The 23,584-nt window shown below is 59.0% G+C and carries 20 protein-coding genes, 1 tRNA gene and 1 pseudogene; 15 read left to right on the top strand and 7 right to left on the bottom strand.

Annotation, left to right across the window (positions count from 1 at the left end; genetic code table 11):
• The first annotated feature begins 196 nt into the window (after positions 1-196).
• The 9 genes and pseudogenes from BS627_RS07300 (at position 197) to BS627_RS07260 (ending at position 9,728) form a co-directional block, all read left to right on the top strand.
• Positions 197-282, top strand: a tRNA-Leu gene (locus tag BS627_RS07300).
• A gap of 237 nt (positions 283-519) precedes the next feature.
• Positions 520-3,015 carry a heavy metal translocating P-type ATPase gene (locus BS627_RS07295; protein ID WP_420836196.1) on the top strand — a complete coding sequence of 832 codons (2,496 nt, stop codon included), beginning with the start codon at positions 520-522 and terminating at the stop codon, positions 3,013-3,015.
• 11 nt (positions 3,016-3,026) lie between these two features.
• Positions 3,027-3,326, top strand: a pseudogene (locus BS627_RS07290) (2Fe-2S iron-sulfur cluster-binding protein); the annotation flags it as partial.
• 47 nt (positions 3,327-3,373) lie between these two features.
• On the top strand, positions 3,374-3,862 hold the full coding sequence (gene cueR / locus BS627_RS07285) for a Cu(I)-responsive transcriptional regulator (protein ID WP_077982501.1): 489 nt from the start codon (positions 3,374-3,376) through the stop codon (positions 3,860-3,862).
• A 74-nt stretch (positions 3,863-3,936) separates the two neighbouring features.
• Positions 3,937-4,881, top strand: a complete 945-nt coding sequence (locus BS627_RS07280) for an ABC transporter permease (RefSeq protein WP_077982500.1) — start codon at positions 3,937-3,939, stop codon at positions 4,879-4,881.
• Positions 4,871-5,776 carry an ABC transporter permease gene (locus tag BS627_RS07275; RefSeq protein ID WP_077982499.1) on the top strand — a complete coding sequence of 302 codons (906 nt, stop codon included), beginning with the start codon at positions 4,871-4,873 and terminating at the stop codon, positions 5,774-5,776. The genes BS627_RS07280 and BS627_RS07275 overlap by 11 nt, the downstream gene beginning before the upstream one ends.
• A 138-nt stretch (positions 5,777-5,914) precedes the next feature.
• A complete protein-coding gene (locus BS627_RS07270; RefSeq protein ID WP_077982498.1) occupies positions 5,915-6,982 on the top strand; it encodes an ABC transporter ATP-binding protein in 1,068 nt (355 codons plus the stop codon).
• Positions 6,983-6,993: 11 nt separating this feature from the next.
• Positions 6,994-8,004 (top strand): ABC transporter ATP-binding protein, encoded by a 1,011-nt coding sequence (locus tag BS627_RS07265; RefSeq protein ID WP_165691204.1) that lies wholly within the window; start codon positions 6,994-6,996, stop codon positions 8,002-8,004.
• A gap of 230 nt (positions 8,005-8,234) precedes the next feature.
• On the top strand, positions 8,235-9,728 hold the full coding sequence (locus BS627_RS07260; RefSeq protein WP_077982963.1) for an ABC transporter substrate-binding protein: 1,494 nt from the start codon (positions 8,235-8,237) through the stop codon (positions 9,726-9,728).
• 325 nt (positions 9,729-10,053) lie between these two features.
• Here the strand turns inward: BS627_RS07260 and BS627_RS07255 are convergent, their stop codons facing one another.
• Together BS627_RS07255 and BS627_RS07250 are read right to left on the bottom strand one after the other, a co-directional pair.
• Positions 10,054-10,308 (bottom strand): heavy-metal-associated domain-containing protein, encoded by a 255-nt coding sequence (locus BS627_RS07255; RefSeq protein ID WP_003521591.1) that lies wholly within the window; start codon positions 10,306-10,308, stop codon positions 10,054-10,056.
• A 106-nt stretch (positions 10,309-10,414) separates the two neighbouring features.
• Positions 10,415-11,872 carry a TrkH family potassium uptake protein gene (locus BS627_RS07250; RefSeq protein ID WP_162520435.1) on the bottom strand — a complete coding sequence of 486 codons (1,458 nt, stop codon included), beginning with the start codon at positions 11,870-11,872 and terminating at the stop codon, positions 10,415-10,417.
• Positions 11,873-11,952: 80 nt separating this feature from the next.
• Between BS627_RS07250 and ilvA the strand changes: the two genes are divergently transcribed.
• The 3 genes from ilvA (at position 11,953) to BS627_RS07235 (ending at position 14,993) form a co-directional block, all read left to right on the top strand.
• Positions 11,953-13,227, top strand: a complete 1,275-nt coding sequence (gene ilvA, locus BS627_RS07245; RefSeq protein WP_077982497.1) for a threonine ammonia-lyase — start codon at positions 11,953-11,955, stop codon at positions 13,225-13,227.
• Between the two features lie 71 nt (positions 13,228-13,298).
• Positions 13,299-13,610 (top strand): HlyU family transcriptional regulator, encoded by a 312-nt coding sequence (locus BS627_RS07240; protein ID WP_077982496.1) that lies wholly within the window; start codon positions 13,299-13,301, stop codon positions 13,608-13,610.
• 117 nt (positions 13,611-13,727) lie between these two features.
• Entirely contained in the window at positions 13,728-14,993 is a 1,266-nt protein-coding gene (locus BS627_RS07235) for a GGDEF domain-containing protein (protein ID WP_077982495.1), read from the top strand.
• A 32-nt stretch (positions 14,994-15,025) separates the two neighbouring features.
• Here the strand turns inward: BS627_RS07235 and BS627_RS07230 are convergent, their stop codons facing one another.
• Positions 15,026-15,643: an FMN-dependent NADH-azoreductase gene (locus BS627_RS07230; protein ID WP_072494288.1), complete on the bottom strand. Its 618-nt coding sequence runs from the start codon at positions 15,641-15,643 to the stop codon at positions 15,026-15,028.
• A gap of 148 nt (positions 15,644-15,791) precedes the next feature.
• On the opposite strand from BS627_RS07230, the gene BS627_RS07225 reads away from it, so the two are divergent.
• A complete protein-coding gene (locus tag BS627_RS07225) occupies positions 15,792-16,760 on the top strand; it encodes a LysR family transcriptional regulator (RefSeq protein WP_077982494.1) in 969 nt (322 codons plus the stop codon).
• 241 nt (positions 16,761-17,001) lie between these two features.
• Positions 17,002-17,544, top strand: a complete 543-nt coding sequence (locus BS627_RS07220; protein WP_077982493.1) for a DUF2087 domain-containing protein — start codon at positions 17,002-17,004, stop codon at positions 17,542-17,544.
• 172 nt (positions 17,545-17,716) lie between these two features.
• On the opposite strand, the gene BS627_RS07210 is transcribed toward BS627_RS07220, so the two are convergent.
• The 3 genes from BS627_RS07210 to BS627_RS07200 all read right to left on the bottom strand — a co-directional run bounded on the left by BS627_RS07210 (position 17,717) and on the right by BS627_RS07200 (position 20,813).
• Complete coding sequence (locus BS627_RS07210) at positions 17,717-19,705, bottom strand: bifunctional 2',3'-cyclic-nucleotide 2'-phosphodiesterase/3'-nucleotidase (RefSeq protein ID WP_077982491.1); 1,989 nt, start codon at positions 19,703-19,705, stop codon at positions 17,717-17,719.
• Positions 19,706-19,912: 207 nt separating this feature from the next.
• Positions 19,913-20,248: a PilZ domain-containing protein gene (locus BS627_RS07205; protein ID WP_077982961.1), complete on the bottom strand. Its 336-nt coding sequence runs from the start codon at positions 20,246-20,248 to the stop codon at positions 19,913-19,915.
• A 97-nt stretch (positions 20,249-20,345) separates the two neighbouring features.
• Positions 20,346-20,813 (bottom strand): DUF1203 domain-containing protein, encoded by a 468-nt coding sequence (locus tag BS627_RS07200; protein ID WP_077982490.1) that lies wholly within the window; start codon positions 20,811-20,813, stop codon positions 20,346-20,348.
• Between the two features lie 164 nt (positions 20,814-20,977).
• Between BS627_RS07200 and BS627_RS07195 the strand changes: the two genes are divergently transcribed.
• Positions 20,978-21,859 (top strand): DUF4344 domain-containing metallopeptidase, encoded by an 882-nt coding sequence (locus BS627_RS07195; RefSeq protein WP_089153220.1) that lies wholly within the window; start codon positions 20,978-20,980, stop codon positions 21,857-21,859.
• Positions 21,860-22,162: 303 nt separating this feature from the next.
• Here the strand turns inward: BS627_RS07195 and sseA are convergent, their stop codons facing one another.
• Positions 22,163-23,584: a 3-mercaptopyruvate sulfurtransferase gene (gene sseA, locus BS627_RS07190; protein WP_077982959.1), complete on the bottom strand. Its 1,422-nt coding sequence runs from the start codon at positions 23,582-23,584 to the stop codon at positions 22,163-22,165.

The raw sequence follows: 23,584 nt of genomic DNA, 5'->3' as shown, positions 1-23,584 counted from the left end.
TCTTGGTTCGCCGCCTTCCCGGACGGAAAACCGGGTTCCACTTTTCCTGGAAATGCTCGGAGGCCCCGTTGACCGAAACGGTTCGGCCTGTGTAGATGAGGCTCAGTCATCTTCGGGACCGGAACCCAGCGCCGGGCGCCGGCAGCATGACGATTTTTTGTAACGCCCCGGCCGGAACGGTTCGTGGCGCGGCAATGCGGACGTGGCGAAATCGGTAGACGCAGCAGACTTAAAATCTGCCGACCATTGGTCTTGCGGGTTCAAGTCCCGCCGTCCGCACCATATCATCCTGATTAAAATTTTCTTTTCGTTTTCCTGAGATTTCGGGGCATTTAAACGGGGTTCCCGGCTTTTTGGGTATAGATCGCGCGAACGCCCGCGCGCGCCTAAAAAATGAGCTTGATTACGAGGGCGGCATTTTTCCCCGGGAATCATCAAAAAGAACCTCTTGACCTTGCCACGATGGGAAGCCCTATCTTTTTTCAACACAAGAAAAGAGGGGTCATACGCATGTCACAAATGGAGCTCCGGGCGAGTCATCAGATTGCGATCGATGGCATGACCTGCGCCTCCTGTGTCGGCCGCGTGGAAAAGGCGATTGCCAAGGTGCCGGGCGTTCTGAAAGCTTCGGTCAATCTGGCAACGGAACGTGCCGACATTTCCTTTTCCGGGTCGCCGGATGTGCCGGCCGTTATCGAGGCGGTGCGGCAGGCCGGTTACAGCGTCGAAGAAAAAACCATCGAACTCGATATTGAGGGCATGACCTGCGCCTCCTGCGTCGGACGTGTCGAAAAGGCGTTGAAGGCCGTTTCCGGTGTTTCCGGTGCAAGCGTCAATCTGGCGACGGAACGCGCCACCGTCCGCGTTGCCGGCAACGCCGTGTCTGCGGCCAACCTTTCGGATGCCATCAAACGGGCGGGCTATAAGGCAAGTGAGGTTGTCGCCGACAAAGCCACGGATGGAGAGCAGGACAAGCGCGAGGCGGAACTGCGGAGCCTCAAAATCAGCCTTGCCGTCGCCGCTGCACTGACGTTGCCGGTCTTCGTACTGGAAATGGGCTCGCATCTGGTGCCCGCCATCCATGATTTCGTGATGGCAACGGTTGGCATGCGGGAAAGCTGGTATCTGCAATTCGTGCTGACCACGCTGGTTCTGTTCGGTCCCGGCCTGCGCTTCTTCAAAAAAGGCATACCCGCGCTTCTGCGGTTTGCGCCGGACATGAATTCGCTCGTCGTACTTGGCACCGCCGCCGCCTGGGGGTTTTCGGTCGTCGCAACCTTCATGCCCAAAATCCTGCCGAGTGGCACGGCCAATGTCTATTATGAGGCAGCAGCGGTCATCGTCTCACTCATCCTCCTTGGTCGTTTCCTGGAAGCGCGCGCCAAAGGCCGCACCAGCGAGGCGATAAAGCGGCTCGTCGGCCTGCAGGCCAAGTCGGCCCGCGTGTTGCGCGATGGCGAAACAATCGATGTACCCTTACAGGATGTGCGAACGGGTGATGTGATCGTCGTTCGCCCCGGTGAGAAAGTGCCGGTCGATGGTCTGATTCTGAGTGGCTCCTCTTATGTCGATGAATCGATGATCACGGGTGAGCCGGTCCCGGTTACCAAAGCCGAGGGTTCCGAAGTGGTCGGCGGCACGGTGAACCGCAATGGCTCCTTCACCTTCCGCGCCACCAAGGTCGGCGCAGATACGCTGATAGCCCAGATCATCCGCATGGTGGAGGAGGCGCAGGCCGACAAGCTGCCCATTCAGGCGCTGGTAGACAAGGTGACAAACTGGTTCGTGCCGGCGGTAATGCTGGCAGCGCTCGCCACCTTCATCGTATGGTTCATGTTCGGGCCAGATCCGGCCTTGACCTTCGCGCTCGTCAATGCGGTTGCGGTGCTCATCATCGCCTGTCCCTGTGCTATGGGCCTTGCCACGCCGACCTCGATCATGGTCGGCACCGGCCGCGCCGCGGAAATGGGCGTGTTGTTCCGCCGTGGCGATGCGCTTCAGACGCTGCGCGACGCCGACGTGGTCGCTGTTGACAAGACAGGCACGCTGACGCTCGGCAAGCCGAAGCTGGTGCATTTTACCACGACAGAGGGCTTCGATGTGGATGAGGTTTTGCGCCTCGTCGCATCGCTGGAGAACCATTCCGAACATCCGATTGCCGAAGCGATCGTCGAGGCTGCGAAACATGGCGGCATGACGCTTGTCGATGCGGAGGGCTTCGAGGCGACCCCCGGTTTTGGTGTTGCAGCCATGGTCGACGGCCGCAGGGTGGAAGCAGGTGCGGACCGGTTCATGACCAAGCTCGGTTACGATGTCGCGATGTTCGCAGAAGATGCCGAGCGGCTGGGCAGGGAAGGGCAGTCGCCGCTTTATGCCGCCGTCGATGGCAGGCTGGCCGCGATCGTCGCCGTTGCCGATCCGATCAAGCAGACGACCCCGGAGGCGATTGCGGCGCTGCATGCGCTCGGCCTTAAAGTGACGATGATCACGGGTGACAACCGCCGCACCGCTGAAGCCATCGCCCGTCGGCTCGGCATTGACGAGGTGGTGGCGGAAGTCCTGCCCGACGGCAAGGTCGAGGCGGTCAAGAGGCTCGCCGCCGACGGTCGACGTGTCGCCTTCGTCGGCGACGGCATCAACGATGCACCGGCGCTGGCCGCCGCCGATGTCGGGCTTGCCATCGGCACGGGCACGGATGTCGCGATTGAAAGCGCCGACGTGGTGCTGATGTCCGGCGATCTACGCGGCGTCGCCAACGCCATCGCACTCTCCAAGGCCACGATCCGCAATATCGGCCAGAATCTGTTCTGGGCCTTCGCGTACAATGCCGCTCTCGTTCCCGTCGCGGCCGGAATATTGTATCCTGTCAACGGCGTTCTGCTGTCGCCAGTCCTTGCTGCCGGAGCCATGGCGCTTTCCAGCGTCTTCGTATTGACGAACGCGCTACGCCTGAAGAGCTTCCGTGCGCCCCTGGTGGACAGACCTGCGGGCCTTAAGCTCGCAGCGGCGGAATAGGAGGAGCAGACATGGCGCTTCAACACACCGTTTTCCTGCCGCAGATCGAACGCAGCATCTCTGTGGCGCCGGGCGAGACTGTCCTCCAGGCCGCCTTGGCGGCTGAGATCGCTTATCCGCATGGCTGTCGTATGGGCCGCTGTGGCGCCTGCAAATCCAGGCTGATCTCCGGCGATGTCGATCTTCTCAAGCACACGCCCTTTTCTCTGACAGAGGAAGAGAAGGCAGATGGTCTGACGCTTGCATGCCGAGCCGTACCATTAGGCGACGTGGTGATCGGCTGGCTCAATGGAGCTGAGCCGCTCTCCGACAATCGCGCGGATGTATTTTCTACCTCGGAAAGATAGGAGCAGGATCGATGAATATTGGCACAGCCGCCACCGCCTCCGGTGTTTCTGCGAAGATGATCAGGCATTACGAGACAATCGGCCTGATCAAATCGGCAAACCGCACGGAATCCGGCTATCGGGTCTACACTGCCAACGACTTGGAAACGCTGCGCTTTATCCGGCGCGGACGCGATCTCGGTTTTTCCATCGAAAAAATCAGGCAACTCATGACCCTCTGGCGCGACCCCGGTGGCGCCTCCTGTGATGTCAAACGCATCGTCATGGAACATGTCGTCGACCTGGAAGCGAAGATGGATACGCTGCGGGAGATGGCGGACACGCTCCGAAACCTCGCGACCTATTGCCCGGACAATGGTGAGCCGGAATGCCCGATCATTCATGACCTTGCTCATGCGGAAGATCTTGATTTTTCAGCGGTTGCCGTCGTGCCCAAACGCACCGGCATGCTGAAGGGCACAGCAGGTCCGGTGATGGATTTACAGCGCCCAGTGAAATAAGCCCCCGGTTCCTTTTGGGGGAGCGGGCAATGAATGCAGTGCGAATTGCCAATCACGATGAAGGAGACCAAGCCATGTGGATACAGGTAATACAGCGCTTCTTTATTCTGTGCCTGATGCTGGCGATTGTGTCCGTCATCGCGTTTCTTTTGCCCTATATGGCGGGCGGCGATCCGGCTCGCACCATCTTGTTTTCACGCATGCGCGATACCGCGCTCGATCCGCATGCGGTGGAGGCGCTACGGGTCAGTCTCGGGCTCGACCGGCCGCTTTATGTGCAATATTTCGCATGGCTGTCGAATGCGTTGCGCGGCGACCTCGGTTTTTCTTTCACCAGCAGCCAGCCCGTCGCTGCCGAACTTATGCGCTCGCTCTGGGTGTCGGTAACGCTGGCGCTGACGGCGCTTGCATTCGCGGTCGCCGTCGCCCTGCCGCTCGGTACGCTGGCGGCCATGCGTCCCGGCGGACGGCTCGATAATTTTGCGACGCTGATGATCCAGACCTTCGTCGCAACGCCCGAGTACTGGTTTGCGCCCATGTCGGCTCTGGTCTTTGCGCTTTATCTCGGCTGGTTGCCGTCAGCCGGATGGGATAGCTGGCGCTCGCTGGTGCTTCCCGCATTGACGCTCACGCTCAGGCCGCTCGCCTATTTCACCCAGGTGACGCGCGCGGCCATGGCCGAGGTACTGCGCGCGCCTTATATCACGGCGGCCCGCAGCCGCGGTCTCGGCATGCATAGCACGGTGCTGCGGCATGGCGTCCGCAACGGTTCGCTGCCGGTCGTCACCTTCTTCGCATTGTGGCTCGCGGGCCTTTTGGGTGGATCGGTGGTCGTGGAAGTCATCTTCGCCATCCCCGGCATGGGCCGGCTTCTCTACGACGCCGTGGTCAATCGCGATATCCCGATGCTGCAGGGCGGTTTCATCTGCATCGTGGCGCTCTCCATCCTCATCAATACCTTGGCCGACAGCTTTTATGTCCTGATCAATCCAGCAATGCGAGGTCACCATGACCATTAGTCACTTCCCGAGCGCGCCTGCCGCCGCCATGCCGATGACTGCGCCCAAGCGCCCCTCGAGCCTCGCCCGGTTTACGGATTTCATCCGCTGCCGTCACTGGACCTTCTATGCGGGTGCGGCGATCTTTCTGGTCATCATCCTGCTGCTGGTCATCGCGCCGTGGATTTCGCCCTATGATCCGGCAAAGCAGAACCTGCGTCTGCGGTTGAACGCGCCGAGCGCCCTCTACTGGCTGGGAACGGACCACCTGGGCCGCGATGTGCTCAGCCGGCTGCTGGTCGGCGGCCGCTTCACGGTCACCATTGCCGCCGTCACCGTCATTCTCTCTGTCGTGATCGGGACCTTCATCGGCATCATCAGCGGCCGCAGCCGCGGCATCCTCGACGAGGTGCTGATGCGCATCGTGGACCTGCTCATCGCCATACCGGACGTGGTAATCGCGATTTTCCTCGTGGCCATTTTCGGTCCGGGATATGGCACGCTGATCGCGTCGCTGACGATCGTCGGGTGGACACCTTTTGCACGACTGGCGCGGGGACTGACGCTCTCGATCAATTCGCGCGAATATATCCGCGCCGCCGAGGTGCTCGGCTGCACACGGCGCTTCATTATCTTCCGGCATATTATTCCCAACACGATCTGGCCGATTGCGGCGGTGGCGTTCCTGCGCTTCGGCCACAAGCTGATCACGGTTGGCGGGTTGTCGTTTCTGGGCCTTGGCGTACAGCCGCCGGCCGCCGACTGGGCGCTGATGTTGGCCGATGCGCAGGCTTACGCGGAACGGATGCCCGTTCTCGTCATCGCACCGGGTCTGGCGATCTTCTTGGCGGCGCTCAGCGTAACGTGGATCGGCCATGGCCTGAATCTGGAAACAAAGAAAACCAACGGTCATTGACGCCTGCGGGCGGGCAATGACGGATTTGACGATTGTCAAACATGGACGACGCAACGGAGCAGGAGGGAGAGTAATATCGTCTGAAGCCGCATGAAAATACGCAATGCCTCCGATTCAATAAAAATAAGGGGAACTCTTATGAATATCGAAGGACAAACGCTTGCAAATACGGCCATATCCCCTGAATGCGCACCGCTTCTGGAGATAGAGGACCTGCACGTTTCAGTGCCGGCGCAAAATGGCCGCAAGTTTGTTATTTCGGGCCTGACGCTTTCCGTCAACGCCGGCGAAGTCGTCGCTCTCGTCGGCGAATCCGGATCGGGAAAGAGCATGACGGCGCTGTCGCTGATGCGACTTTTGCCGCAGGGCGCGGAAATCAATTCCGGCCGCATTTCCTTTGCCGGCCGCGACATTCTCGCTCTTTCATCTTCCGAACTCGATGCACTACGCGGGGCCGATATCAGCATGCTGTTCCAGCAGCCGCAGGCCATGCTCGACCCGACCAGTCGGGTGAGGACGCAGGTAGCGGAGCCGCTTTGGATCCACCGTAAAATGAGCCGGCACGCCGCACTTAACCGGGTCGTCGGCCTTCTTTCGGATGTCGGCATTCCCGATCCGTCGGCGCGGGCGCAATGCTTTGCGCATGAGCTTTCCGGCGGCATGGCGCAACGTGTCATGATTGCCGCTGCACTGTCAGGCAATCCGCAGCTTCTGATCGCCGACGAACCGACGACGGCGCTTGATGTCACCGTTCAGGCACAGATACTCCGCCTGCTCGATGACGAGCGCCGCAAGCGCCGGCTTGCCACTTTGCTCATCACCCACGATCTCTCGGTCGTTGCCGCCTTCGCAGACCGGATCGCGGTCATGTATGCCGGCCGCATTGTCGAGGAAGGGCCGACCCAGGCGATCCTCAAGGCGCCGCAGCACCCCTATACCAAGGCGCTCATCAGCTGTTCGCTGCTGACCACCGACGGCGAGGGACAGTTGCTGACGATCCCCGGTTCGGGCGCACAGGCCCACGACATGTCCTGCGGTTGCCGGTTTCATCCGCGTTGCGCGCTCGCAAAGTCTGAAGGCATGGGAAGCCGCTGCATGGCAATGGAGCCTGCATTGAATGCCTTGCCTGAAGGGCGCAAGGCGCGGTGCTGGGCAGTCGGCGACGACCAGGCCGGTCACGACCATGCCGACCATGCGGTTTGTTGAAGGAGGCGATGATGTTATCCAAAGCCATGACACAGATGCCGCCATCGGCGGAAAACAGCGGCCGGCCCTATGTAGTCGCGAAGAATCTCTGCAAATATTATCCCATATCGGGCCTTGGTCACCGTGTGGTGAAATCCGTCGACGATGTTTCCCTGACGATCGGCGAGGGGGAGGTATTGGGCCTTGTCGGCGAATCCGGTTGCGGCAAAAGCACTGTTGCCGGACTGATCACGCGCCTGACGCACGCGACGCGGGGTGAGGTCAGCATCGGAGATCACGACATATTGCACATGCAGGGCGAGGCGCTCCGGCGCGTGCGCCGGGTTGTGCAACTGGTGTTTCAGGACCCTTATTCCGCACTCGATCCGCGTATGTGCATTGGCCAGAGCATGCAAGCGCCGCTTGCCCAGCACGGCATCGGCACCCGCGAGGAGCGCACGGCGCGTGTTTTCCGAATGCTGGAGGAAGTCGGTCTCGACGGTTCCTTTTACGATCGGTATCCGAGCCAGTGTTCCGGCGGCCAGTTGCAGCGCGTCGTCATCGGCCGCGCGCTTCTTCTCAATCCGAGTTTCCTTGTCTGTGATGAACCGACATCGGCACTCGACGCCTCGATGCGCACGCAGATCCTGAACCTCCTGATGGACATGAAGCGCCGCCACGGCCTGACGGTTCTGATGATTTCTCATGACCTGCGCGTGGTGCGTTATCTCTGTGATCGCATTGCCGTGATGTATCTCGGACGCATCGTTGAAATCGCCGACCGCGACGAGCTTTTCCGCGCGCCCAAGCATCCCTACACGAAAGCTCTCATCGCCTCGTCGATGCTGGACGAGACGGGGTTATATGCACCGGAAATGCTTCTGGACGGTGATCTGCCGAGCCCTCTCAACCCTCCTGGTGGCTGCAAGTTTCACACCCGCTGTAAATATGCGACCGCAATCTGCGGTGAGGTGGAGCCGGCTTTGGAAGGCGTTTCCGGAGAGCACTTTGCGCGCTGCCACCGCTGGCGGGAACTGGGTTGAGAAACGGTGCACTGAATGTTTTTCAGGGAATGTGAAAAGCAGTCGAATAGTGCGTACGTGAAGTAACAACGGAATAAAATTCCGAATAAAAAACATAAAATGAATGTAAAGAAGGCGGATGTATTGTCGTGTCCGTCAACGTGATTCTTTGTAATTAATGATAGATAATATTAAAAGCTTAGGGAAACTAGATTGTGAGCGTCGCCATCAAAGATAAGGGGAATTATGCAATGATAAAGCACGCACTTTTAACCACCTGCGCCATTGCCGGGGCTTTCGGGGCTAATGCCGCAAATGCCGGCACTGTGACCTATGATGACAACTACGCCATAAAAGCCGCATGGCAGATGGCGTCGGATGATTCCACAATGGGCATGCGTGTCGGGTGCTATGAAGGCCTTGTCAGAATTGGCTTCGACATGAGGCAGGAGGCATCTCTTGCGGAGTCCTGGAAGCAGATCGAGCCTAAAGTGTGGGAGTTCAAGCTGCGCAAGGGCGTCAAATTCCAGAACGGCGAAGACTTTAACGCCGCAGCAGTCGTCAACGCGCTCACCAATCTCCTGAAAGCATCCGTTCCTGCCCGTGCCTTTTCGCCGAAACAGATCGCCAGTGTGGAGGCCGTTGGCGATGATATTGTGAAGGTGACGACGATCGAACCGTCGGTGCTGTTGCCTGCGCAGTTGGCAAGCCCCGCCACCGCCATTCTTGCGCCATCGGCCTATAAGGACGGCAAGATCAATCCTATCGGCACCTGCACCGGGCCGTTCGAGATCACGGAAGTCGATCCCAATCAATATATGGTCATGAAGGCCAATCACGGATATTGGGGCGGCATGCCGAAACTTGACGGGGGTCGCGTTAATTTCGTTCCCGACGCAGACACGCGCGCCACCCAGATAAGGACGGGCGAAGTGCAGATTTCGCGCCTGGTCCCGCCGTGGTCGATCAAATCCATCGAGGCAACCAAGGGAGTTAAGGTCGCCACCATTTCGGTACCGCGCATCACAGAATTGCTGCTGAATAATTCCAGGCCACCGTTCAACGATAAAAAGGTTCGTGAGGCCGTGCGTGCGGCAATCGATGCCGCCGGCATCGCCAGCAGTATTTACGAAGAGAAGGTCAAAAGCGCGAGCATGCCGTTTGCCCCGGGGCAGCCATGGGCGGTGGAAGAACCCGCATCGGCCTATGACGTGGCAAAGGCAAAATCTCTCCTCCAGGAGGCCGGCATCGCCCCGGGCAGTCTGAAAGTCACCATACTTGCTTACACGATGAAGACCGAGCTGAAGGATGTGGCCGCTATTATTCAGGCGCAGTTGCAGGAGATCGGGATCACGGCGGGTGTCCGTGTCGCAGAATATAGTGCTATTGAGCCTGATCTTCTTGCCGGCAACTTCGACATGGTGCTGCTGTCGCGCGGTTATGCCACGGATGTGATTGAGCCGGCTGGATATCTCAACGCCGACTATTCCTGCACCGGCACATACAACATCTCGCATTATTGCAATGCAGAGACGGACAAGTTGATCAAGGCTGCTTATGCCGAAGTGGAGCCCACCAAGCGTTACGCGATTTATGGTGAGATAGTGAAGAAGATTTATGATGATGCCGTCTCGGTCTTTCTCGTCCATGAAACCGTGTTCGATGCCTATTCCGAAAAACTCGAAAACTTCCGGCCGCATCCGATCAACTATTTCGTGCTGACGAAGGATATGGCGATCAAGTAGATCGGCATTGCGAAGGGAGCCCGGCTCTGAGGAGCCGGGTTGCGCAAAGAAATCGCATGGCTTCAGAGACCCGCTCAACGCTCCCCGCGCTCGCATGGGGATAGGCCCGCCCGCGACGCGGTTTTCGCCACGATCGATGTGGGCGACGTCGCCAATTCATTTTGCGCAACGTACTGCCGTCTTGTCCGATAAAAAGGGGATATCTGCCGAGGAGCGATGGAGAGATATTGGACCTCATCCATTCCTTACGCTGAAATCGAGCGTGAACCGAGTGGCAAGGCAGACCGACGGCAGCATGGAAAAGCTGCCGCCAGCATTTTTTCGTTCAGGCGCGCGCTTCGGGCGTATAGCCAGCAGCGGTGATGATTTCGGCAATACGTGCCGCATCGGAGACGCCGCCAACCACGACCGTGCGGCTTGCCGGATCGGCATGCACGGCAGCGCCGGGAACGGTCTTTTCGATCGCGCCCTTGATCACTCCGGCGCAGTGACCGCAGGTCATGTCCTCAACGTGAAAAGAAAGGTCTGCATCAACCGGCGCCGTCGTGGTTTCGGCGTGATGCTGGTGAGCGGTGCACATAGGCGGTTCTCCATGGTTTGGAATTCTAACGGGAGGAGCCTGAACTATTCCAACGTGGGAAGGTCAAGCGCTTTATTCGCCGGCGCTCAACAAGTGTGCCACGATATCAGCTGCGCCAGAAAATTGGCATCAGCAGCACCAGGACCGTCAGTATTTCCAGACGCCCTAGCAGCATCATCATCGACAGGACGTAAAGCGCCGGATCGCTAATGGTGGCGAAATTACCAGAGGGGCCGATGACGGGGCCGATACCCGGTCCGACATTGCCGAGCGCCGTTGCCACCGAAGATATGGAAGTGAGAAAATCATAACCCATCAGACTCATGGCGAGGCTGCCGGCGATCCAAAGCGCGACATAACAGCTGACGAACAGGAAAATCGTCCGGATCGTATCGGGATCGACCACCTGCTGCCCATAACGAACCGAATAAACGGCGTTCGGATAGATCAGCTTCTTCAGGCCCGCCCGCGCCACGTTGAACATGATGAGAAAACGATAGGCCTTGATGCCACCCGCCGTGGACCCGGAGCAACCGCCCATGAAGGTGGCAAAAAAGGCGACAACGACGACGAAAGGCCCCCAGAGCGTATAGTCGTCGCTGGCAAAGCCGCCGGTGGAAAGGATCGAGGTCATGTTGAAGAAGGAATGGCTGAGCGCGTCGTTCAGCGGCACGCCGTTCCTGAGATGATGATAGACGCCGACGGCGATGGAAATCGCGCAGAGATATCCCAGGAAGACGACGATCTGGGGGTCGCGCAGCGTTTCCAGCCGGCGGCGCACGGCCAACAGGATCATCACCGAGAAGGGCAGACTGCCGAAGATCAGGAAGACGGTGGCGATCCACAGCAGTGCCGTATTGTTGAAATAGGCGAAAGAGGCGTCATGGGTGGAGAAACCACCGGTCGCGACCGTCGACATGGCATGGTTCAGCGCATCGAAGTGCGACATGCCGGCAAAATCGTAAGCGATCGTACAGGCAAGCGTCATGATGATGTAAATGGCCACGAAAGCCCGGGTGAAGCTTGCGAGCCGCGCGAAAGGCCGGTCATTGCCGGTATCGGAGGATTCCATGCGAAAGAAGGTCATGCCGCCGACGCGCAGCAGCGGCAGGATGAAGAGGCCGAGCGCCACGATACCGATACCGCCAAGCCAGCACAGCAGCGAGCGCCAGAGGAGGATGCCCTGCGGGGCGTGGTCAAGCCCGGAAACAACGGTGGATCCCGTTGTCGTAATGGCGGAAACGGATTCGAAAAACGCTTGGCCAAGTGTCAGGCCGAGTTCGGACAGGTAAAGCGGAACCGCGCCGACAATTGAAAAGACCAGCCAGAGCAGGTTGACGAGCAAAAAGCCGAAACGTTTGTTGAAGGCGGCAATCGGCCCGCGCGTCGCCAGCGCGCAGGCAAGCGCAAAGCCCCCGCACATGAAACCCGACAGCGCAAACACCATCCAGTCGTCATTGCCGTAATAGAGATCGGTGAGCGCCGGCAGAAACATGGCTGTCGCCATGTAAAGCCCGAAAATGGAGGCCACATATATGACCGAGCGCAGAAGGTTGCTGTTCAAGAAATGAAACCTGGAGTTTGTTGCCGCGCTGAAATGAGTCTTTGTCTCGGACGCCTTCCTATGGCATAGCGGGTGCCATTATGAATTTCAATGGATTGACTATCGTGGACAAGCAGCTTGTGGAAGCAGCGCGGCGGGAAGTGCGGGAAATATTCCCCGAAACACCGCTGCAGTTGAATGAACATCTCAGCCGTCGGTATGGCGCGTCGATTTGGCTGAAGCGTGAGGATCTGTCCCCGGTTCGTTCCTACAAGATTAGAGGCGCATTCAACTTTCTGCGCAAAGCGGTGGCCAAGGCCGGCAAGGGCAAGGTTTTCGTCTGTGCTTCGGCCGGCAACCATGCGCAGGGCTTCGCCTTCGCCTGCCGTCATTTCGGTGTTCACGGCGTCGTTTTCATGCCGGTGACCACACCGCAGCAGAAGATCGAAAAAACCCGCATCTTCGGCGGCGAATTTATCTCGATCCGTCTGGTGGGCGATATATTCGACCAGTGTTATGCCGCCGCACGCCAGCACGTGCAGGATAATGACGGCTACATGGTGCCGCCCTTCGACCATGAGGACATCATTGAGGGACAGGCGACGGTCGCCGCCGAGATCATGGATCAGCTTCCGGAAGGCACGAAGCCTGACATCGTCGTCATGCCCGTTGGTGGTGGTGGGCTTTCGGCTGGCCTCACCGGTTTTCTGGCCGGTACGGTGAAGAAGGAGAACTTCGTGTTCTGCGAGCCTGAGGGCGCGCCGAGCCTGAAGAAGAGCCTCGAACGCGGCGAACCAGTGACGCTTAACAAGATCGACAATTTCGTCGACGGCGCTGCCGTCGCCCGCATTGGCGACCTGAATTTCAAGGCGCTGAAGGATTTTCCGGCCGATCAGGTCCAGCTCATCCCCGAAAACGCCATCTGCGTGACGATCATCGAGATGTTGAACCTCGAAGGCGTAGTGCTGGAGCCCGCTGGTGCCCTTTCGATTGCCGCGCTGGAAAAGCTTGGCCGCGAAAGGCTGGAAGGCAAGACGGTGATTGCCGTGGTTTCCGGGGGCAATTTCGATTTCGAGCGCCTTCCGGACGTGAAGGAACGCGCCATGCGTTACACGGGCGTGAAAAAGTATTTCATCCTGCGCCTGCCGCAGCGCCCCGGTGCGCTGCGCGATTTCCTCAATCTGCTCGGCCCGGACGATGATATTGCCCGTTTCGAATATCTGAAGAAATCGGCCCGCAACTTCGGCTCGATCCTGATCGGCATCGAAACCAATGCGCAGGAAAACTTCGCCGGGTTGCTGGAGCGCTTTGAAGCGGCGGGTCTCGGTTATGAAGACATCACCGAAAACGACATTCTGTCGAACCTGATCATCTGATCCGGCAAGGCACAGGGAAGGGCGGTGTAGCGCCGCCTTTCCACGTATGATTGATTGAGGGAGTGAAAGCCATGGCATCGTTTTTTTCCAAAATCCTCTCGGCCTTCGGCTCCGGCCAGCCGTCCGCCGACGCGCCGCAGAAGGTGGCACAGGCCGAGCCGCATGCGCATGGCGACTATCTGATTTATGCGACGCCGATCAAGGAAGGCGGCCAGTTCCGCCTGGCGGGCCGTATCGAGAAAAAGGCCGGCGACGAAGTGCTGGTGCATGAATTTGTGCGCGCCGACGTCTTCACGAGCATGGACGATGCCGTGGAGTTCACGATCCGCAAGGCGAAGCTCATCATTGAGCAGAACGGCGCGTCGCTTTTTCCAGGAAAATGATGACGTTTTCTTATTCTCTAAATTAAGATTCCGTTGGTTGCTTGGGCCTATCGTCTGTGAAGGGCATGGAGTCGCGCCGATAGACCGGCGTGATGTGGATCGATAGGGCGTGTGCCGATGCAATGGGCAAATCTGGCCCTCTTCCTGACGGAGGCCATCGTCTATTTTTCGGTAATGACGGCATTCCTTCATTACCGGCATATTCTCGGCATCGGTGTTTTTCTCACCGCGCTGGGCGTCATGCACTTCCTGGAAACCTATCTGGCGGCCGTTTTTTATGTGCAGCTGCCCTTTGGCGTGGCGTCGCCCGGCTCCTCGATCCTTTTTGCCGGCAAGCTGATGATGATCCTCATGCTCTATATGCGCGAGGACGCGGCGGTTGTTCGGCAACCGATCTACGGCCTGTTTCTCGGCAATATATTGACCGTCATCATGGCGCAGATCATCCGTTTTCATCAGACGGTGGCGATTGTTCCCGGGCAGTCGGTCAGCGCCGCATTTCTGGATGAGATGGGCGTGCTGATGGTTTGGGGAACCAGCCTGCTTTACATCGACGCCATCGCCATCATCCTGTTTTACGAAAAGCTGGGTCGTTATCTGCAGCGCCATATCGTGCTGCGCTTCGCGATTTGCGGCGTCGTTATCCTGAGCCTCGATCAGGCAGGTTTTTATGGAGCGCTGCGATTGTTGTTCAACGCACCTCTCGATGTCTTTTACGATGGCTGGAAAGCGAAGATGTCGGCCGTTGCCGTTTATTCGTTGCTCTTCGCGATCTATCTTGGGCTGACATCCGCCAAGGGCCGTTTCCTCACGCGCCGCAACATAGCGGATGTCTTCAACGATCTGACTTTCCGCGAACGTTACGAAGAACTGCTGTCGCGCTCCGGGCGCGACATGCTGACGGGTGTTTCGGACCGTGCCCGCATGGAACTCGACGCGCCTTCCATCGTGCTTGACTGCGCCGAAAAGAGGCGGGCGATCAGTGTGCTTATCGTCGATATCGATCATTTCAAGACCGTCAATGACACCTTCGGTCATCTACAGGGCGATGAAATTCTGCGCGAATTCGCAGCCGTGCTAAAGCGGTCGGTCCAGCCACATGGTCATCTCTACCGTTTCGGCGGCGAGGAATTTGTGGCCCTGCTTCCGGCGATGTCGCATGAGGCCGCGCTCGCCTTCTCGGAAGGTCTGCGCGCCGCCGTGCTGGCGGGTCTGCGCCGGCCCGATGGAACGCCGTTGACCGTCAGTATCGGTGTTGCAACTGGTCTTGAGGACGGGCGGGTATTTATGGAACTTCTATCGGAAGCCGACTCGCGGCTCTATGCGGCAAAAAATAACGGCCGTGATCAGGTCCACGGCCGTTACGGAATGTGGGTCGGCTGATACATTACCGCATCAGCCTCCATTAAATTGTCTCAGGCGGCCTGCGCCAGCTCTTCAACCTTGGCTTCGGCGGCAGCTACGGCCTTTTCGACTGCTTCCGGACCGAATGCCAGGCCTTCGACGTAGATGACTTCCACATCCGTCATGCCCATGAAACCGAGGACGGTCTTCAGGTAAGGAACGGCGTGGTTCATCGATACGGCCGGGCCTTCGGAATAAACGCCGGCAGCGGCCAGAACGATGTAGACCTTCTTGCCGGTGGCAAGGCCGACCGGGCCGGTTTCGGTGTATTTGAAGGTCTGGCCGGCGCGCGCGACATTGTCGATCCAGGACTTCAGACCGGAATAAATGTTGAAATTGATGAGGCCGGTGCCGATGACGACGGTATCGGCGGCCAGAAGCTCGGTTACCAGCTTGTCGGAATAATCGGCGGCAACCGCTTCTTCAGCGGTGCGTTGGTCGGGCGCCTTGCGGATGGCGGCGGTCTTGACGGTGTCGAGATGCGGGATCGGGTCAGCAGCGAGATCGCGGTGGACAAGGGTGTTGGAAGCCGACTTTGCCTTCAGCTTGCTGGCGAGTTCACCGGCGAACTTGTTGGAAACCGATTCGTCGCCACGCGGGCTGGAGGTGATGAGAAGAATGTTGGACATGGTCTTTCCTTGCATAAGCGATGAATTGACGGGCGCCTTGGGAGGGCGGGAGAGCACGATGCCCTTCCTTTGCCCCTATATGGAAAATTGTTGCCATCAAGAAAACTGTGATAATGTGGAAGCAATCTATCGATGAAATGGATGGTACATGGACGCGAACCCGACACTCGATCAATTGCAGGTGTTTTTGACGGTGGCCGAGACCGGCAGTTTTTCCGCCGCGTCACGGGCGCTCAACCGTGCGCAGTCGGTGATCAGTTACACCATCGCCAATCTTGAGGCGCAGCTTGAAGTGACACTGTTCGAGCGCAGCGGCGTGCGCCAGCCGAAGCTGACGGATGAAGGTCGCGCCATGCTGGAGGATGCAAGGCGTATTGTCGCCGGCCTGCAGGAGATGCGCGCCCGCGCCAAGGGGCTGAAGCAGGGGCTTGAGGCGGAACTCTCGGTCGCCATCAGCACCATGGTGCCGGCCGAGGCTGTCGTGGCCGTGCTGCGGGATTTTCGCCAGCAGTTCCCCACCGTCACCCTCAGCCTCAATGTCGGCGAGCTGGGCATGGTCATGGAGATGGTGCTTTCCCGCAAGGCCGGCATCGGCATCGGCGGGGCGGTATTGCGCCAGGACGATGAACTGGTGATGGAAAAGGTCGGCCATTCCTTCATGTTGCCGGTGGTTGCGTCAGACCACCCGCTGGCGCAGATCGAGCGGCCTCTGGTTCTCGCTGACGTGCGCGAGGAAGTTCAGCTTGTCGTCACCGATGCATCGGGCCTCACCAAGGGGCGGGATTTCAACGTGCTGTCCTACAAGACATGGCGGGTCAGCGACATCGCCACGAAATACCAGCTCATTAAGGGCGGTCTGGGCTGGGGCGGCCTGCCCGCATCGATCGTGCGGAACGACCTGGCCAATGGCGGCCTCAAAGCGCTTGAACTCGAGGCCTATGAGCAGGGCGAATATCCGCTCTTTGCGCTGCGGCGTGTCGATTCACCCGCCGGCCCCGCCGGCCAATGGCTCACCGAAGCATTTCAGCAGCGCCTGTCGGCCTGTCCGAAGCATAAGGATTTCAACGGGATGCTTGCTGCCCAAAAGCAGAGGACCATTGCTGTCGCCGCTGAGTGACATTGATTGAAGTTGCGACAATTACCTTTAGGCTGAGAAGGTGCCGCTATGCCAGCAAGGCCAATTGACGTGGGTGGATCGCCTGCCTATACCTAAATTACGGTCAGCAGTTCACCGAGGCATCGCCGTCCCGTAAGGGAAGCTAAACCTGCATTTTTAAAGTTTGACAGCACTTATCCTGTGCCATGTCGGAAGCCGGCGATCAGCGACACCTTTTCGGAATGGCACATGAGGGTAAGTCATGCCACGTTCGATCCTTTCCATTGATATCGCTGACCTGTCGACTTTCGCCAAATCCGTCCGTGAACAGATCGGCAGGCTGGACCGAAAGCCAAGCCATGTGGAGATGCTCAATCTGCTGAGCCGCGCTGCCGGGTTCCGAAATTTCCAGCATCTGCGCGCGTCAAGAAACCCATCCGCTGAAAGTGGGCAATCCCGACCTGAGATGCTTTCGGCCGCCAATGAGGGCAGGGTGCTGAAGACAGTTCGTGTCTTCGACGCTGCCGGCCGGATGATGCAATGGCCGGCCCGCCGCTCGCATCAGGAACTGTGCCTCTGGTATCTGTGGGCGAAAATTCCCGCCGGGCAGAGCTTTTCAGAGCGCGAATTCAGCAGCTTTCTGGATAGCCTGCACCTGTTCGGGGATGCAGCCATGCTGAGGCGCGACATGGTCGGCCTGAGGCTCATCCGCCGCAACCGCGATGGTAGCGATTATCGGCGTGTAGAGCAGAAGCCGCCATTGGAACTGCCGCTTCTGCTGCGAACGCTCGGTGGGCGCGATTGAGGGGATAGCCCTCGGTATTGCCGATAGTTTCCATCAAACTCGGCGTCATCCTCGGGCTTGTCCCGAGGATCTGCTACGGATTGATTTTGTTGACGTGGTTAGATCCTTGGGACAAGCCCAAGGATGACGGCAGAGCTTCACCCTGCCGCCAACAGCCGAAAGGCCGCAGCCCTCAAAGAACCAGACGGAACTTCGCGAAACCTTCCGCGCCATCGCCGGCATCCTCGATTTTTGCGCCCTTGATATCGGTTGCATAGTGGCGGCCCTTGGGGCCGGTCTCGAAGATCGCCGTGGTATCGGCCACCGGTGCGAAAGACCAGTTGGCGTCTGCGGACGGATTGATGGTGCCTTGATCGATGATGTAGCGCACGATCACGTCGCGGTTGGTGTCGGGGGCCACGAAAATCACCTTGTCACCGGCGATATCGGGGAATTTGCCACCGCCGCTCGCGCGGTAATTATTGGTGGCCACCACGAATTTCTGCTCGGGATCGATGGGCTTGCCTTCAAATTGCAGGTTGACGATGCGGTTGCTCTCCGGGTTGACCGCCTTGCCGTCCTTGTCGAATTTCGCCGGTTTGGAAATGTCGATCTGATAGGTGACACCATCGATGACATCGAAATTATAGGACGGGAAGTCGGCGTTCAGCAGCGGTGCGTCCTTGGCGCCGGCCTCGACCGTATTGAACATGCCGGCCGACATTTCCAGCCAGTTCTTCACCTGCGCGCCGTTGATCAGCACCGCCTGCACCGTGTTGGGATAGAGATAGAGATCGGCGACGTTCTTGATGGCGATGTCACCGGCGGGGACATCGGTATAATAATCCGCGCCGCCGCGACCGCCGGACTTGAAGGGGGCTGCTGCCGAAAGCACGGGCAGATCCTTGTATTGCCCTTCCTTCAGCATGTCCTTGATATACCAGGTCTGGGCATTGGAGACGATCTGCACGGAAGGGTCGTCGGCTACCAGCGCGAAATAGGAATAGAGCGGTGCGGAGGTCTTGCCGACGGGACGGCGCACATAGGCGAGGGCCGCCTCGTGATCTGCCTTGGCGGCGGCGAGAACCTCTGGCTTGTCGGTGTAGTCGGCAACGACCTTGCGGCTGTCGTCACGATGATAGATCGGCCGGGCTTCGGAGGTGAAGTCGACGATCTTCCAGCTCTTGCCGTCCTTTTCGAGCAGCAGGTCGATCAGGCCCATATGCGAACCCCAGAAACCAGCCATCACGGCCGGTTTGCCCATCAGCGTGCCCTTCACCGCATCCGCACCCTCGATACCGTCCCAGGTCTTCGGACCGGGGAAAACAAGATGCTGGTGGCCGGTGAAGATGGCGTCGATGCCTTCCACGCCCGCCAGATAAAGCGAGGCGTTTTCCATGCGGTCGCTCTGGCCCTTGCCATCGATGCCGGAATGGGAAAGGGCGATGACGATATCGGCGCCTTCTTCCTTCATCACGGGCACCCAGGCTTTCGCCGCCTCGACGATGTCGCGCGTCTGGGCCTTGCCCTCGAGGTTCTTGGAATCCCACATCATGATCTGCGGCGGCACAAAGCCGATGATGCCGACCTTGACCGGGCTCGTCACGCCGCCGCCGTCGCGTATCTGCTTTTCCAGGATAATATAGGGCTTGAAGAACAGCTCGTCGTTTTTCGGATCGGAAGCAAGCTGGCCCTTGGTGAGATTGGCGCAGACATAAGGGAAACCGGCGCCCGCCAGCGTGTTCGACATATAGTCGAGACCGTAATTGAATTCGTGGTTGCCGAGCGTGCCGCAATCATACCCCAGCACGTTCATGGCGTTGATCACGGGGTGCTTGTCGCCGGCCTTCATGCCGCGCTCATAGGCGATATAGTCGCCGAGCGGATTGCCCTGCAGGAAGTCGCCATTATCCACCAGCATCGAATTGCCGGCCTCGGCGCGGATCTTGTCGATGATCGAGGCGGTGCGCGAAAGCCCCATCGTGTCGTTCGGCTTATCGGCGTAATAATCATAGGGAAAGACGTGAACATGGATATCGGTCGTTTCCATGATGCGCAGATGCGCCTGGTTGGTCGCCGCACGCGCAGCAAAAGGGTGCAGCATCACCAGCGCCGAGGAGGCTGCGATGCCGCCCAGCAGCGAACGCCGGGTAATGGGGTGGAGAGCGAGAAGCGACGACATGGGAACTCCTTCGGATGAAGCTTGCTCTGTCTTGAAAAATGACAGGGTAGAAGCAATCGCAGAGGAGTCCATCACCAAAATGACAGGGCCGTGACAGATGGGCCGGTTTTCAACCGTTTGATAAATTTTTTATCACGGCAGTGCGGCGCAGGTGTCGCCGCACTGGAGAATGCGCATTCTTCGCTCTGCGCATTGCCGTGCTCTGGATCAGCGCGCGAGGGTTGGTCTCACTTCTTCGTGGAAGAAGCGAAAATAGGAGGATAGCTGCGCCAGCGTATTGGTGGAAAGCTTGAGCTGCAGGCCAAGGCGGTTCATGTGCTGCCACTGCACGACGCCCTCGATGAAGCCCAGATCTTCACTCTGCACCTTGACCCGGCTGCCCTTGGCAGCCGCGAAAGGCCCGTCCAGTTCGAGCGCCATTCCGGTGGCGGAAAGATCGACAACACGCCCTCTGGTCGACTGGCTGAAATAATGCACGGTCGCAAAAATCCTGGTTTTGCTGCGGGGCGCGGTCCGGGTCGCCATATTGAGGTTGTTTGTCATTTTGCTGCTCAAATGAATTGTTTCCGATACCTGCATCATGGCGCGGAAAACTTGAGAGCCGTTTAGTTCTTCTCTTAAAATTGCATGTAATTACCGATTATGCTGTGTCGATACGGCACTGATAGCAATTGTTGCGGGCGGAGCGCACGTGGACATAAGCGACATCCGAACGTTCCAGAAGTTGCTGCGCGCGTGACACGATTTCGTTTGTCGCCGTCACCGCGCCGGTGCCGTAGACGATGCGGTCATCGGCCCCATAACCGCGCACGATGTAATCCGGGCTGTCCAGCATCGGCGGAATGGTCTGCGTCTGCGGGTAGCGCTCACAGGCGTCGGCATGCAGAAACACCGGGCCCGTTTCCGCATAGGGCTGCAGCGAGGGAAAGGGCCGGTAGGCGAGGATCAGCATCGCGTCGCCTTCACCGATCTGGCGAAGGCAGTGGCGGCATGGCATACCTCCAGGAGAAACGGCGTTCTCCGGTGCATTGCCATAAGCGTCGGCGGCTCCTGCCCGGTAAGCTTCGGCTTCCTTAGCCGGCATTGCGGTGAAAACGAGATCGGTCATGTCGGGGACCTCCTATGTTGGGATCGGCGTTGCTTCTTTGCAGCTATGGTCCCGAAACGGATCGCTATCCACCCGATTCTTGACGGGCGATGCAACCGGCCCATTGCGTGACTCGTTAGCTTCGGGAATCAGTGACGCTCCTCGTTCCCGGAAGGTCTGATTTTATGTTCCGTCGTTTTCTGGCCGTCGTTCCACTGGCTTTCGTTTCCTTGACGGTTCCCGCTCAGGCCCAGATGGCGTCTGGCCTCGATGGCCTGTCCGACGAACAGCTTCAGCAGGCGGTCAATTTCGTCATCGGCAATGCGATCTTCTCGCTTTATCACGAGGGCGCGCGCATGCTGATCTCGGATTTCGGAACGGCGCAGACGGCAAGTTCTCAGGCCCCGGCGGATCAACTCGCAGGAACGCTTATCCTCCAGGCCAACGAGGAGTGGCTCGACACCGCGCTCGTCAATGCCACGGATAGCTGGTATCTGGCGCGTGAGGCGCAGACCCTGCCTGAGCATGAAGCCCCGGTCTTCTCCGTGCTGGTGCCAGACAGGAGCCGTGATCGCAAAATGGCCTGCCTGATGGTTGGCCGCGACAAGGACGGTTATGGCGATCTGGCCGCCATGATGGGGCTCAACAATGCCGAATTCGACAAATGCGCCGCCGCCTATCCGGGCGTTGCGTCGGCGTGGGAGAATTTTCTCGCGCCCCACCGCAGCCAGGCGCCTTCCAGATTCTCCATCAGCTACATGCCGCCGCGCGACCCGGAACTTGAACCATACGCCATCATGATCAAGGAATCCAAAGTTCTCGATCTCATCAGCCGCAGTTTTAGCAGCTATGGCCTGAAAGGGGACGTCAAGCTGACGGCCAAATCCTGCGGCCGTCCCGACGTCTTTTGGTCGGCGGAAAAGCGCGAGATCACCTATTGTTATGAACTCGGCAAGTTCCAGGCGGAACTGATTGCCGATCATCTGCAGAACACCGTCACGGAAGACAAAGGTGCTGTAGGCGGGAAAATACCGACGGCAGCCGTTAATCTGGAACGGGAAATCTGAAGGCAGATTGCCGGCCGCTGGCGATCTGGCTTCCTGATATGGGAGGAAAGTGCCGTGCTGCTGCGCCGTAAAAAGTATCCCCACCAACATTGCGCAGCGGTTCCTGCGCTGACATTTCCCTCACCCCCTCATTCCTGTTGCTTGTCACAGGAATCTAGCTGACGCGCGTCTGCGCGGCGAGAGAGTCTTTTTCAGCCCAAGGACTTGGGCTGGCTGGACTCCTGTGACGAGCACAGGGATGAGGGAGCGGGGACCAGACACTCCTTATCGGAGAATGGCACGCGTTGCTTTCAATGGCGCTACTCAATTGCGCAGCGATATCTCCAGAAGCTCGGTATCGGCGAGCGGCTCCACCCAGGCCTCATAGGTGCCGACGGGCGAAAAACCCATCATCTGGTAAAGCTGCAGCGCGCGCGGATGGTCGAGCGTATTGGTCGTCACCGTCACCCGTTGCGGATTGTCCTGCCAGGCGGCGTAAAGCGCCTGCAACAGGAACCATTTGCCAACGCCCGCGCCGATCGCCTCTTCGAGCAGCCCGAAATAGGAAAGCTCGGTCACCTCGTCGCTCGCCCTGTTCAGTTCGAAGAAACCGGCGGGCGCACCGTTCATATAAAGAACCGTAACGCTGTTTTTCGGATCGCGCAGGATGGCGGAAAGCTCGGCGTCGCTCATGCGCATGCGCTTTTGCCAGTGCCAGCGTTTTCCCACCCGCCAGTAAAGATAGCGGTAGAAATGCAGGGGAATATTGTTGACCCGCATCAGCGCCGTCTGGATGTTCACGGGGATCGGCAGGCTGACCTTCGGCGGCGCCGTCATTTCGAGCTGCGTCACATGCGCCTTCAGCGGCCCGTGCGACAATGTGGGGATTGCATCCGCCGGACCGGTAACCACCGGCGTATCCTGCAATCCGCCCCATTCCGACCATGAGCCGTCATAAAGCGAATTATCCTTATGGCCGAGCGATTCCAGGGCTAGGGTGATGACAGCGGCGGTGACGCCCGAGCCGCAACTGGTGACGACGGGCTTGGAAAGATCGATACCGGCATCGGTCACCATCTTGCGGATGGCGGTGAGGTCCTTGAAGTGGCCGTTTTCGGAAAAGGCCGTTGCGGGCAGGCTGCGCGCGCCGGGCATATGGCCGGAGCGCATGCCGGCACGCGGCTCGGCCTCATCGCCGGTGAAGCGCCCCGCGCCACGGGCATCGGCAATCTGCTTTTCGCCACTATCGACGATGCCACGCATGGTCGATAGCGAGGTCACGCGCTTGTCGTTGAAGTCGGGCGTGAAGGTGGCGGGTTCTATCTCCGGCGTGCCGGTTTCAAGCGGCCGGCCTTCGCGCTTCCAGCCGTCGAGGCCGCCATCCAGCACGTAGGCCTTGCGCACGCCCATCACCCGCAGCATCCACCATACACGCGGCGCGGAAAAGAAACCGGGGCCGTCATAGACCACGATCGTATCGGTGTCGCTGAGCCCGAGCGAACCGGCCTGTTCCGCAAAGAATTCCGGCGAGGGCAGGGAGTGCGGCAGGCCGGTGGTATGATCGGCGATCTTGTCCTGATCGAAAAAGACCGCACCGGGCAGATGGCCGGCTGCGAATTCTTCCGCACCGTTGCGTTTGTGCGCCGGCAGATACCAGGAGGCATCAACGACACGAAACCCGGCCGTGCCGAGTTGTTTTTCCACCCAGTCCGCCGAAACGACGAAACGGCTCTTATCCGTGCTCAC

Source organism: Agrobacterium salinitolerans (genome assembly GCF_002008225.1).
In the GTDB taxonomy this organism is placed as follows: Bacteria; Pseudomonadota; Alphaproteobacteria; order Rhizobiales; family Rhizobiaceae; genus Agrobacterium; species Agrobacterium salinitolerans.
Note: the sequence above shows the minus strand (reverse complement) of the source record. Positions and strands in the feature narration are given on the sequence as shown.